At 50.2% G+C, this 13,032-nt stretch carries 11 protein-coding genes; 2 read left to right on the plus strand and 9 right to left on the minus strand.

The window, feature by feature from the left end; translation table 11 throughout:
- Positions 1–191: 191 nt before the first annotated feature.
- From BLW29_RS18935 to BLW29_RS31475, 9 genes are all read right to left on the minus strand, one after another.
- Complete coding sequence (locus BLW29_RS18935) at positions 192–602, minus strand: GtrA family protein (RefSeq protein WP_090982474.1); 411 nt, start codon at positions 600–602, stop codon at positions 192–194.
- Complete coding sequence (locus tag BLW29_RS18940) at positions 599–1,591, minus strand: glycosyltransferase family 2 protein (protein WP_090982476.1); 993 nt, start codon at positions 1,589–1,591, stop codon at positions 599–601. Before BLW29_RS18940 ends, BLW29_RS18935 begins: the two co-directional genes overlap by 4 nt.
- A complete protein-coding gene (locus BLW29_RS18945) occupies positions 1,578–3,212 on the minus strand; it encodes an ArnT family glycosyltransferase (RefSeq protein WP_090982478.1) in 1,635 nt (544 codons plus the stop codon). Before BLW29_RS18945 ends, BLW29_RS18940 begins: the two co-directional genes overlap by 14 nt.
- 38 nt (positions 3,213–3,250) lie before the next feature.
- Positions 3,251–5,296, minus strand: a complete 2,046-nt coding sequence (locus BLW29_RS18950; RefSeq protein WP_256208721.1) for a cyclic di-GMP-binding domain-containing protein, MshE-related — start codon at positions 5,294–5,296, stop codon at positions 3,251–3,253.
- A 23-nt stretch (positions 5,297–5,319) separates the two neighbouring features.
- Positions 5,320–6,681 carry a sugar phosphate nucleotidyltransferase gene (locus BLW29_RS18955; protein WP_090982482.1) on the minus strand — a complete coding sequence of 454 codons (1,362 nt, stop codon included), beginning with the start codon at positions 6,679–6,681 and terminating at the stop codon, positions 5,320–5,322.
- Positions 6,682–6,935: 254 nt separating this feature from the next.
- Positions 6,936–8,351, minus strand: coding sequence for a PD40 domain-containing protein (locus tag BLW29_RS18960; RefSeq protein WP_143044430.1), 1,416 nt, complete (start codon positions 8,349–8,351; stop codon positions 6,936–6,938).
- Between the two features lie 137 nt (positions 8,352–8,488).
- The gene (locus BLW29_RS18965) at positions 8,489–9,370 is read right to left on the minus strand and encodes an NAD-dependent epimerase/dehydratase family protein (RefSeq protein WP_090982485.1); all 882 of its coding nucleotides are present in this window, start codon (positions 9,368–9,370) and stop codon (positions 8,489–8,491) included.
- A 122-nt stretch (positions 9,371–9,492) separates the two neighbouring features.
- Complete coding sequence (locus BLW29_RS18970) at positions 9,493–9,777, minus strand: late competence development ComFB family protein (protein WP_090982487.1); 285 nt, start codon at positions 9,775–9,777, stop codon at positions 9,493–9,495.
- 201 nt (positions 9,778–9,978) lie between these two features.
- Positions 9,979–10,149, minus strand: a complete 171-nt coding sequence (locus BLW29_RS31475; RefSeq protein WP_177186708.1) for a hypothetical protein — start codon at positions 10,147–10,149, stop codon at positions 9,979–9,981.
- A gap of 206 nt (positions 10,150–10,355) precedes the next feature.
- On the opposite strand from BLW29_RS31475, the gene BLW29_RS18975 reads away from it, so the two are divergent.
- Positions 10,356–11,393 (plus strand): LacI family DNA-binding transcriptional regulator, encoded by a 1,038-nt coding sequence (locus BLW29_RS18975; protein ID WP_090982489.1) that lies wholly within the window; start codon positions 10,356–10,358, stop codon positions 11,391–11,393.
- A 158-nt stretch (positions 11,394–11,551) separates the two neighbouring features.
- Positions 11,552–12,994, plus strand: a complete 1,443-nt coding sequence (locus tag BLW29_RS18980; protein ID WP_090982491.1) for an ABC transporter substrate-binding protein — start codon at positions 11,552–11,554, stop codon at positions 12,992–12,994.
- Positions 12,995–13,032 lie beyond the last annotated feature (38 nt).

Genomic DNA, 13,032 nt, shown 5'->3' on the forward strand with positions numbered 1-13,032 from the left:
CCTTTGCTTTGTAGCTCTGAAAATGGATGTGTTCTACTTCCATTCTTAACCTACGACTTGAAGCAAATACGGGGCTGTTTTTACGTTCATCATAGTTAAACCTAACATTCATGATCATAGACAAATAAGTGGCTGTCGAGACATTCTCCGGCAGACTGAACCTGAACACCCTTCACTAGCGTTCCTCAACCTCAGGTTTCCTCAACCGCTAACGTCACCTTCTCCTCACTGCGGAACGTCCAGTAATAATTCAGGACAAAGTTAAACAGAGGGATGACAACCGTAACCAGCAGCTGGCCGACGGTATAGCGGAAATGCAAAACCTCAACCGAGATATACATGATGCCGGTATTTAATAGCAACCCGCTCACGGACACGACCGTATACTTGACGATCGAGCGTAATCCGGAAGGCGCGGCGGCGGCGAACGTCCAATTTCGATTCAAATAATAGGATAATACCAATACCGCAATAAAGCCGATTGCCGATGCCAAGGCCGGATGCAAGCCCATCCGTTCGACCAATGCAATAAGCAGCATAAAGTGAAGCGCCGTTCCGATAACGCCGACAACACCATACTTCATCATGATCTTAAGTTTCATGTTTTCTCGATGCTCGCGGCCACTTCCGCACGATAGTCCAACGTCTCCTTCGAGGAGGCTGCTCCATAGGCAGCTTCACGAATGAAATAGCGAGGCCTTCCTTTGACTTCCATATAGATCGATGCCATATACTCCCCTATTATACCAAGCGAGATTAAGATGAGACTACCCGTAAAGAGAAGGAGCAGAATAACGGTCGTAAATCCGCTTACGGCAGTTCCCATGAAATAACGAACCAACGTTTGAATACCTAAGAGGGCGGAACCGATCAAGAAGATAACACCGAATAAGTTTACGATTCGCAGCGGGATGGAGGAGAACGCAACGATGGCTTGCACGCCAAGTTTAATGAGGCTAAATAGACTCCACTGGCTGTTGCCCCCGACCCGCTCCGGTACCTCGAAAGGGATTTGCGCACGTTCGAAACCGACCCATGCCGTCATCCCTCGAAAAAACGTATTTCGTTCGGGCATAAACTTCCACGCATCCACGATTCTGCGATCCAATAGCTTGAAATCGGAGGCGCCGCGCAGGTCGAGTCCGGATAAGCGATTCAATAACCGGTAGAAGATAGAGGCGCCAAGCGCTTTATCGAATCGTTCTTTGCCGCGATTGACTTTGACGCACTCGACGATTTGTTTCCCCTCGTTCCTCCACAGATGAATCATCTGGGCCAGCAGACTTGGCGGGTGCTGCATATCAGAGTCCATCACAATGACGGCTCTTCCCTTCGCTTGATCCAAGCCGGCAGAAAGCGCGTATTCTTTGCCAAAGTTACGGCTAAGCCGGAAGGAGTACAACTCGGGCAAATGCTGGCTAAGCGTTGACAGCTCGTGCCAAGTCCCGTCCCGGGAGCCATCATCAATGACGATGATTTCGAACGAGGATGTCGTTAACTGCAATTGATCCGATACGGTTCGGAGCGAATCCGCGATATGAACCGCTTCGTTATAGACGGGGATCACGACTGAGATTTCAATGTCCTTCATCTGTTTGTTCCCCCTTTACCACCTTGTATAATCGCCATTCATAACGATGCATCGGGTCTTCAAAACTTCTGTAGAACGTGGCAAACTCGCTGCCATGCTCGAATAAATTCGGATACGTTTTATTAATCGTACTGTACACGGGCAATCGAGGAATTAAGATATAATCGATCCCATTTCCCTTCGGATCGGTTACAGCATCTCGAAAATCATAATCGCTCGTAATCATGAACCGTTTCGGATATTTGCTGTTCACGATGATCATGAACGATGCGGCGCTGTCGGTTAGAATCGTATCGTTCTTCAGGTTCTCGTCCAACCATTTGGCTACCGAACGATCCAATTGAATGCTCTTGATATGCCTGCCCTGCTTATACGTGAGGAATGTATTCTCATCCGGTGCAATGAGCGGATTCGTCAATGCATAGGTGAGCAGCCCTACCGTCACGACAAGGCTGGTCAGCACAACCGCGCAATTCCGGAAGTTGATCTTCACTTTGCTTAATTCATAAGGCAGCCAGGCTACCGTAATCGGATACACGTACATGAAGTAACGGAACCAGGCAAAGGAGGAAGAGTTTAGCAGCAGCAGAAACTGCAATGCCGGAATCGAGCAAAAGACGAGCACAAGAACCACGATGTCCCACTTGAAGAGTCGCTTGTTCATCAATCCAAGTAAGATTACACCAATAAGCGGGGCTGAGAACCACGCTGTTTTCTTGATGCAGAGCCATAGCGCAAGGATCGGGCTATTGAATATTTTCTCGAAGTTAGCGTCTGCCTTAAGTGAATCGGATTGCGCGACGTTCGAGTATTCCGAGTTCAAGAAATAGAGCGGATTGTGCATAATCGTATAGTTAAAGAAAATCCAAATGAGACCCGAGAATACAACTGGAAGCAGCAGGAGAATCCACGTTGCTTCGATATGATGGTACTTCCGCTTATATTGAAGTTTCCTCGATTCCTCCGGATGGGCATGTCCGAAAATAAACCAGATGACCACGAATACAGCGCATGCCATCGCGAATCCGACCGGTACCGCTTCATATCTCGTCCAGAATGCGAGCGCCAGAGCAAAGCCCGCTTTCACCAAACCGGTCGAGTCCCGCCGCTCCATCCAATCCGTAAACTGAATCATGGCATACAGCAGGAAATATAAATATGGCGAGTCGCTTAGGCCATTAACGCCGAATAAGAAGATAAACGGGTTCAGAGAATACAAGATTACGATGCTCAGCGTTAACCATCGTGGCAAGCCGAACCGAATTCCCGTCTTGTATAACAACGCGGCAGCGAGTCCCGAGAAGATGCTGCTGACAACGACGGCAGCAAGCGCGTGAGACGCTAAAGCCGGGAACAAGGGATAGAGCAGCAGAACGACAAGATCCAATAAGCTTGGCAGCGGCGTCCAAACGAAACCGATCGCGCCAAGATGGGGATCCCGACTATAGAGAACATAGAAGGCATTAGCAACCCGACTGACAGAATCGGAATGCATATACCCCTGCGTATAGCTGATATAGAAGCCTACCGCGAACGCGGTCAGGCTTATGAATACGAACAACATCCAAGCTAGCAGCTTGTCCGCCCTAGTTTGTTGATGAGGAGGAGATTGACTAATCATTATCTTTTGCGAGCCTCCATTAATAAGGTAAGCAGCGACTATGCACCAATCTTCTCGCTTGCGCTCGCAGGTGCGTGTCCATGCGTGGTTTTCTCCCAATAGAAGGGGTTTGTAATAAGCTGAATGCCCGCTTTGACCGCTGCAATGCTAATTAGAATCCAATAGATCGGCGTAAGCAGCGTGTATTTGATGTTGCCAAACGAGAATACCGATTTGTTCTTGTTGTGCAGCTGTTCGGTAATGCGGTAGACACCCATCGTGTTGCTGTAAACAAACAGGAAATTCCCGCAGAACAGCTCAATTGCGGCCAGGTAATAAATCGGACCCGGGAAGAACAACGAAATCGCATCCACTTTACCCAAGTACCACGCCACAAGCATCAGCCAGAAAATAGGATTCAATAACGGAAGCAGCGGCGTCGCCAAGATCATGACTTGGAAGCCGATGAATCCTTTCGTACCGATTTCTCGCCATAACTTGATCGGGTTTCGCATATGAACAAGCCAGGTTTGCATATAACCCTTGATCCATCTGGAGCGTTGACGAATCCAGTTGCCTAAGCGGCTGTTGGCTTCTTCCCACGTGTGGGAATCGACGATAGCCGTCTTATAGCCTTCCTTGTACAGCCGTACTCCCAAATCCGCATCCTCGGTAACGTTGTACGGATCCCAAGCATTTAACTTCTTCAGCACACTCATCTTAAAATGATTCGAAGTTCCCCCAAGCGGAATCGGAATGTCCAATTGCATAACGCCCGGCAGCAATAATTCGAACCACATGCTGTATTCATGAGTAAACCATCTGGTCAACAGGTTCTGCTCACTGTTGAAGTAGTTCAGTTTCGCCTGAATACAGCAGCAGTTCTCGGGTTCTTGCTGGAAAGCCAGATGAACCTTCTTGAGCTGATCGGGGTCGGGCCGATCTTCCGCATCGTAGATGACCACATATTCTCCGTATGCCCGAATCAGTCCGTAATTGCAAGCCTTCGGCTTGGTCTTGGGAAGGCTGTGCGGCACGACGAGAACCGTATAATAAGCCGGTAAATTCATCGCTTTAAGCATATCCTGCGCTTCCGTATCGTCTTCCTCGATCAGAAGCCTCACGTCGAGCTTGGCTTTCGGATAATCCAAGCCCTCTATATTGTTCAGCAATTGCGGGATGACGGCGCTCTCCTTGTACATCGGAACTAATATCGTATAGACGGGGAGCGTTCGTTCATCGATCTCGGCGATCTGCTGCGGAGTAAAGCGAAGCTGAGAGGACTCCTTCATGCCGAATAAGATAATGGTGTATTTGAAGACGGACATCCCGATATAAGCAATTTGAATAATGATATTGGCAATGATCAGCGTCCATAGCCAATTCCATATTAGCCCGCCGACCAGAATCGCCGCGATAATTCCGATCATCAACCATTGGGATAACATAATCGTAATATGAGCTGAATTCTCGGGCTGCGCGAGCATAAGCTTCGTCGTGCTTTCATCCATAAGCTCCTGCTCGTAAGCCGCCTTGTAGAAAAACTCCATTTCTTCACGGGTAGCCAGCACTTGCTCAACCGCTTGTCCTAGATGCTGTTCGAGCTCGGCTAACTGTTCTGCCGTTAGAATCGAACCTACGGCTATTAACAGCCGTTTCTTATCGCTATTTATAATAATGGCGTTATAGGCTCTGGCCATCGCTTCGGGAAGCTTCAACTCTTGCTCGATGGAGAACTCGCTCCCGATGCGCCCTACCTGGTTCTGCGTCGCGATGGCTCTGTACAGCCGATCCGGCTCAATAAACCGCAACGACAACAGAATATCGCCCAGAACGCCGCCGCTTTTCTGCTGGAAAGCAAGCGCTTCGCGCAACTGCTCCTGCGTAATTTCACCAGTCTGCACGAGCATTTCACCGAGACGCCCTTTGGCAGCGACCTTCTTGGTTGCCCATTGAATGAGCTCGCGATCAAGATGGAATAATTCCGCAATAATATCGCCGATCCGACCACCGAATTTAGCTTGGTAGTCTACGGCTTCCTTTAATTCGGCTTCTGTAATTAAGCCTTCCTTCAGGAGGGCATCCCCAATCCTTATTGCCTGCATACTTGCGGTCATCCTTTCCTTGCCTACTTCGTTGCTTCCCAATCGTAGTCGCAGCGGCGCAAATCGGAATCGCTTATAGGGTTTCCGATTTGAACCTCGATGAGGTTAATGGGATCTATCGCTTTGATCGCATGCTTGGTACCGGAAGGAATGTGGATCACATCTCCGGCCTTCGCATGAAACCTTCGTTCGTTTACCAATACCTCCGCCGTCCCGCTGATGAACGTCCATATTTCATCCCGGAACTCGTGCTCATGATAAGGGATCCATTTCCCCGCCCAAATATGAACGCGTTTCGTCACGACCTGGCGGCTCTCGGACTGATTCTCCTCGTCGATGATGCGGTACCAGCCATATTCGGTTTCTTCGTACATGGGGCGTGAGGAAATGGATTGCACGAGATCCTTCAGCCTCGGACTGGCTTCCCGGTCAATGACCAGGATTCCGTCCGGACTTGCAGCAACGATCGCGTCCGTTATCCCCATCACGACGACCGGAATTTGCAGCTCGTTAATAATGTAAGTGTTTACGCTATCGTCACTGAGGATGCCTTTGCCATTGAGGCGATGGGGCATCGTTTCAGTCCACTCATCCCATGTCCCCAAGTCGTTCCAGCGTCCGTCATACGGATACACGAGAATGCTGTGTTCCCGTTCTACAACCTGATAATCGAAGCTAATGGAGGGCAGGCTAGCATAGTGAAGCAGAAGACGCTCGTAATCGACCGGCCACGATCCCTCCTGAAGCAAATCCAACATATACTGCAACCGGAAAGCAAATACGCCGCAATTCCAAAGCGCTCCTTGATTAATTAAAGCGGAAGCCTCTTCGATGGATGGTTTTTCTACAAATCTATCAATCTGAAGCAGCTTGGATTGTTCGTGCACGGCGCCAGCGAGAATATATCCGAATTTCTCAGAGGGATGCGTTGGTTTTAACCCCATTAATCCAAGATTACCCACTGTATCGTTAAATTGAACAGCTAACTGCTTAATGGAGGAGAAAAAGCTGTCGTCCGCATCCACATCGACCGGCATCACGACAACGACTTCGTCGGCATTGACCTTTAATTCGCTGCGAAGAAAGCTGGATGCCAAGCAAATCGCAGGAAAGGTATCCTTTCGGCTAGGCTCGAGAACAAGCGGCACCTCGTGCCCGATTTGAGCTTGTATGATTTCCTGTTGATCTTTACTGGCAGCTATGACTGAATATGCCGCAAGGCCATGTTCCTCCAGCTTCGCCCAAACACGCTGTATCATCGAGGTTTGAACATCTTCCGAGGGATCCTGAGCAGCCATAACCCTCATAAATTGTTTCGAGCGGTAATCATTCGACAGGGGCCACAATCTTTTCCCTGACCCCCCGGATAAAAGGATGATTCGCATATTGTTCTCCTCTATCGTTAAAAATCTATTGGCATTATAGGACTTAAGTCGCACAATGATTACATATAACTTCTACTATAATCGTAGATACCCGAAAATCATTCATTTAGTTTCTTCCAATTTATATTTAAATTATGGCAACAATGTTATTTGTTTTACTTACAGGAAGATGTACGTAAACTTTGTTTGTACATACGAAATAGCCGCAAAGTCAAAACATTGATTTTGTGGCTATTTCGCTTGATTTTATTACACTATTTACCACTGAATTTCAGCACTGAATTCCAATTCCATTGCTCATAGTAATTAGTACCGATATCGATGTTCGCGATCCATTGTACCGCCTTGTTCTCACCCTGACCGGGAGGTGCAACGAGCACGTTGGCCATGCTCCGATTCGATCTCACCCAGCCAAGCCCAGCTGCTCCAAGCGATACCGGGCCAAAATCGCCGTAGCCATCTGCGTTCTTGGTGATTCGTTTCTGCTGTCCCCCATCCAACTTCACGCTCACCAAATTCGGGTAAGGTCGATTCCCTGAGCTGTCCGTTCCATCGCTCGCCTTTGCGCGTGATACGACGATATTCACCGGACTCCGCCAAGTGAAATCTTGATCGACAAAGCCTGCCGGCGTCAGGTCATTCCTCGGCTGAATATCCGGAACACTTGTCACGCGCAGCTGTTTATTAGACGTCGCTTCTCTGCCAATCCCACCGATATAAGCCAGCTCGTCGCGTTGCGGTGACCATTGTATCCAACCGGCATGGTTCACCATCTGATCAACCGGCTTGAAGACGGAGCCGTCCGCTGCCAGCACGCATAACGTGTTGCTGTCTGCTGAGAGGGAAGCCGTCGGAATCGCGAGGAACGCCATCCATTTGCCGTTTGCCGACCACTTGAACACGCTTGTGCCAACGACAGGCAGTTCATTCAGCTGTGAAGGCATCACGTACAGCTGCTTCGCTTGAACGGAGCCTGCCCCGGTCATATCCGGCTGCATCGCAAGCTGCATGATGCGCACTGGCGTCTGACCGTTAAATGTCCCTTGCGTCGAAACCACGAAGCCGTCACCTTCCGGCAGCCAGCCATAATTGCTGATAGCCCCAATCGCCGAGCTCACCTCCACCGGCTTCGTCGCTTCCTGCGAGTCCACAACATAGAGCCGCTGCTCCTCATCGAAAGCGAGCAGCAGTCGATTCGGTGACCATTTATAATTGCGGCCGCCGTTCGCGGCAACCAGATGCTTCGCTCCTGTCGATACATCCAGCATCCATAGCTCATTGGATTGCTCCCCGGCTGCATAGGCAAGCCATTGTCCGTCGTTAGACCACTTCGGCGAAAGGACATGCTCCGCTTGCGTGAGCTGTTTCTCCTCGCTGCCTATCTTCATCCACAGCGCACCACCACGTACAAACGCAGCCGTTAAAGGTTTCTCCTGCTCTTGCGACGGCGACGGCGGCAGCGCCTGCATTTGCTCCTGATTCTGCACCTCTGCTTGCGGCGGCTCCTGATCCTGGGATTGCTCCTGTGCCTGCACCTGCGATGGCTCCTGCATGGACTCCGCCGCCCGCACGATCGTCCCATTCATCCCGATAAGTGAGGCACCAATAACAACCATGAACAGCGCAGCGAGCAGCCGGCTCCCGGCATGTGTCATTCGACTCTTTTTCATATACCCTCCATCTATTCCTTCGTGTTTCCGAAGTAGTATGGGCGGTTTTCCCAATTAATATGAGCGGCTAAACCCCTGTATATAGAGAAAAGCTGCCGAGCATCGCAAAATCTGCGACACCCGGCAGCTATTCTGGCTTACTTCTTCTCTTGTGCGATACGCTCAATCAGCGGCAGCATCCATTCGTGAAGCTCACGGAACTTGTAACCGGCTGCCTCAGCTTTGGCCGTATCCATGTACCACGGCTCAGGTACGCCAAACGGCGAGCTGTGCTGCTCATCGGTTTCCAGCGCCACATAGGCTTGCTTTCCCGTTGCCTTCTCAATCCATGCCACTATGCCGCCCGGCGAAATCTCCCCGCGAGAGCAGGCATTGAACGGACCGGTCTCCGCGTTGCGACCCAGCCAGTCCAGGAACGCAGCCGCTTCATCCGCATCGATGAAGGACATCACCGCATCGGCATTCGGAATACCGAGCGGCAGCCCTTGCTGCACATGCTCCACATGGAAGTGCAGCCGCCTTGTATAGTCATCGTCTCCGAGCACAATCGGGAAACGGACTGCCGCAACGGGGAACGAAGCCTTTTGGAAGAAAACCGCTTCTACTAATCGCTTGCCTTCTCCATAGTTGATTTCGGCAGGATAAGGCTGCGGAATGGGGTACGTCACCGAATCAAAGAACGACTCCGACTTCCGCGGCTCCCCGAACGGATACACGCTTAGCGTCGAGGTCACGATATATTTACTTGTGCGGCCGGCGAACAGCTTAACCGCCTCCTCTGCCTCCTTCGGGTTATAGCAGATGTTGTCGTAAACGACATCATAACGACCCTCGCCGATTGCGGACTCCAGCGCCTCCGCATCCGTCCGATCGACCTGCAAATGCTGCACGCGGTCACCGAATGGATGCTCCTGTGCTCCCCTGCTTACGATCGTGACCTGATCTCCCGCTTCCAACAGACGTTCCACCAGCTTCTTGCCAAAAAAACGCGTACCACCTAGCACCAGCACATGACGCATACCTTCCACTCCTTCTATTGCCGTATGTTTCTATCTTGCCATATTGGGCAGCTCCTTCGCAAAAGCCGCCCTCTCAAACAACAAAACCACCCGTTCATGACGAACGGATGGCTGCAAGCTCATTAATGATGCGGTTTTAACTCAATGACTTTGACAGCCTCCGTGATCTCGCGCAATACATCTGACTGCTGCTGCGGGTTCAAATAATAAGCTTTAATATAAGCTTCACCCTGTTGAGATGAAGTGTAATGAGTGGGAAGATGGTTAAGTGTTAAGAGCAGAATATCCAGCTTGCATCGGTCACAGCCGCACTTGAGGATACCTGTCTTCACGTAGTGCTCCTCCAATACGGACACCACAATAGGCTCCATGGCATTCAATACAGATAAATCTCCGGAATAATTCATTCGAACACTCCCATGCTAGTCTTTGACATCCATTATACTGGATTTTGTTTCCTAGCACAGTGGTAATTTGTATCTGCATCTAAAGACCTATATAGCTTAGGCTAGCCGTTATCTTAGTAAACAGACACAAAGAACCCCCTGCTATTAGATGACGCTCTACTTCACAGAGGGAGACTGTTTATATAGGATCTATGCGATCGATTAGGTTGCCGCAACCGCTAATTCTTGTTTGAGAAAAGCGATAAACCGTTTCGATTCTTCCGGCGACAATTGCTGACCACTCAGCGCGAATTGAAATTTCTCTGCGATTTCATTGTCTGACAGATGAAGTTGATTAACCAGTGACTGTACTTCCTTACTGATGGGTGTCATCTAATCCTCTCCCTCTATGAATACCTATCCCGATCGTAGCAGTAGAGTTTCAGATAAATATTAGAATTGTATAAGGCAATTATTAGTTTCGGAAAAGCGCTTACAAAATAACGCTTGCAAAAAATGGATGGCCCATGGTATAACGAAATCAAGAAATCTAAACGTTTAGATAACTGAACGTGAAGGGTGGAGCGGAGGTCCTGCCAATGACCAAAATCGGCATTAAAGAAATTGCCGCGATGGCTGATGTATCCACGGCCACCGTATCTTACGTACTCAACGGCACCCGGAACGTCAAGCTGAAGACTCGTGAGCGCGTGTTGAAGGTGATTGAGGAGCTGAACTATAAGCCCAATGATATCGCCAAGAGCCTTAAGATTAAACGCACGAACACCATCGGCGTCATCGCCGAGGATGTGACCGTATTCAATGTGCCGGAAATCATCGATGGCATTAACGATTTTGCCGACCAGCATGATATGCATATCTTGCTAACGAATCTACGGCTTCACAAGCGAATCGGACGTAACTTCGAGCACACCGAGAACTACCGTAAATATGCGGTCAACGCGGTTTCCGAGCTGCTCAGCAAGCAGGTCGAAGGCATTATTTATATCGGCGTGCACCCCCGCGAGCTAACGGGACTGATTGATACCGCAGGCAAACCCATCGTATACACCTACTGTTACACGCAGAATGATCTCTCCATCCAATACAACGACGAGTTAGCCTCCTATGAAGCCATGTGCCACTTGATCAAGAAAGGCCATACCCGAGTCGCCATCATCAGCGGCATCATGAACTCCCTTCCGTCGCAGCGCCGATTTAACGGCTATTACAAAGCCATCACCGAGCACCAGCTTCCATTCGATCCCCAATTAGTCAAGATGGGCGACTGGGAAGCGGAATCCGGCTATCGACTAACCCAAGAACTGCTTGCCCTGCCTGATCGGCCAACTGCCATTCTCTCCATGAACGACGTCATGGCTGTCGGCGTATTGCGAGCCGCATCCGAGGCTGACGTACATATTCCTAAAGACTTGTCCGTTGTCGGCTTCGACAATCGTGAATTCAGCAGCTACCTCATCCCCCGTATTACCACCATGGATCTTCCACTTCACGAAATGGGCTTTCAAGCCATGGACTCGCTCACACGTATTATCCGCGGAGAAATTCTCGATCTGAACCCGCTGCCATCATGCACACTCATCGAACGGGATTCCGTAGCTCCGCCCAGAGGGTGACCGCACAGCATCCCTTTTTCCTGCCTCTGAGAAGTAACTCGCCGCACCTGCATGGGACGGCGACTGGCGTTTCTTCTATTTCCATAAAGTTAAACGTTTAGATTTCGACTTAAAACCTGCAAAGGTTTAAGTATATTGACTACATTGGAGGCGTTTGTATGGGGTCAGCCAGTAAATTTGTGAAATTGGCTTCGCTCGTCCTTCTTACTGTGGCACTTATCGCGGGCTGCAGCTCGAATTCCAACAACAACGGCAACAAAGCAACGAATCAGAATGCTTCAACGAACGACAAGGACACGAGTACGGATACGTCCAAGAACGTGAATACCTCGAAGGAAACGGTGACGATTACGTACACCGACTGGGCAAACAGCGAGGAAGCCAAGTCTTACCGCAAAGTGCTCGACAAGTTTGAAGAGCTGCATCCGAACATCAAGATCGACTACCAGAACATTCCTTACAATGACTATGGTGCGAAGCTCACAGCCATGGCCGCCTCGGATACCCTCCCTGATATCGGCAACCTGCTCGAAGCGGATGCGCTTAAATGGAATGAATCCGGCAAACTGCTCGACCTCACTGCTTTCTATGAGAACGGCACCGTAACACCGAAGATCGAGAGCAACAAGTTCGTCTCCCCGGATGGCAAACTGCTAGGCTACAGCATCGCCAATGAAATCATCCTCCTCCACTACAACAAGCAGCTGTTCGACGATGCAAGTCTCCCTTACCCGCCGGCCGAAACCGAGAAAGCCTGGACCTGGGATCAAATGCTGGATACAGCTCGCAAGCTGACGCTGGACAAAAACGGCAAGCACCCGAACGATGAAGGCTTCGATAAAGACAACATCGTCCAATACGGCATCCAAATCACGACGGCCGCTGACTTCTTCTGGACCCCCTTCGCGATAAGCAATGGCGGCGGCGAAGTAAGCCAAGACGGCAAGGAACTGCTGCTCGATAAACCGGAAACGATTGAAGCGATTCAGAAGGTTGCCGATCTCGCGCTGAAGGAGCATGTCGCACCGTTGCCTGCTCAGGCTGCTAATCTCGGCGATGTCGGCCAACGTCTTCTCACGAAGAAGGTTGCCATGGTCACCTCCGGCCAATGGGAGCTCGTCAATATTAATCCCCAGCTTAGCCAAGGCCTCAAGAACGGCATCGGCGTCCTGCCGATCTTCAAGAAACCGGCGACGACCAATACCGGTACCCCTGTAGTCATCTTCAACACGACCAAGCATAAGGATGAAGTAGTCGAGCTCTACAAATATATTATGGATCCCAACAACAGCCAGGCCAACTTCGACAGCGGCGTCTGGATGCCTACGGAAGCCAACTGGTACACGGATGATGCGCTGATTAAGAAATGGACGGCGAGCCCTGTTCATCCGCCGGAGTACAGAACAGCCGTTATCGATTACGCGCTCAAAGCGACTTATCCAACGCCATGGTTCTTTCTCCCGACCTACAGCCGCATCGGCGAAGTGCTCAATCCGGGCCTTGACCCGGTATGGCTCGGCACGAAGACCGCGCAGCAAGCGATTACCGAGATGATGCCCAAAATCCAAGCGATATTCGACAGCGGCAAAGCAATCGAGTAATAACGATCACGTATCTGCGTGTGGGGAGACCATGAGTC

It is taken from the genome of Paenibacillus sp. CF384, from assembly GCF_900106745.1.
In the GTDB taxonomy this organism is placed as follows: domain Bacteria; phylum Bacillota; class Bacilli; order Paenibacillales; family Paenibacillaceae; genus Paenibacillus_Z.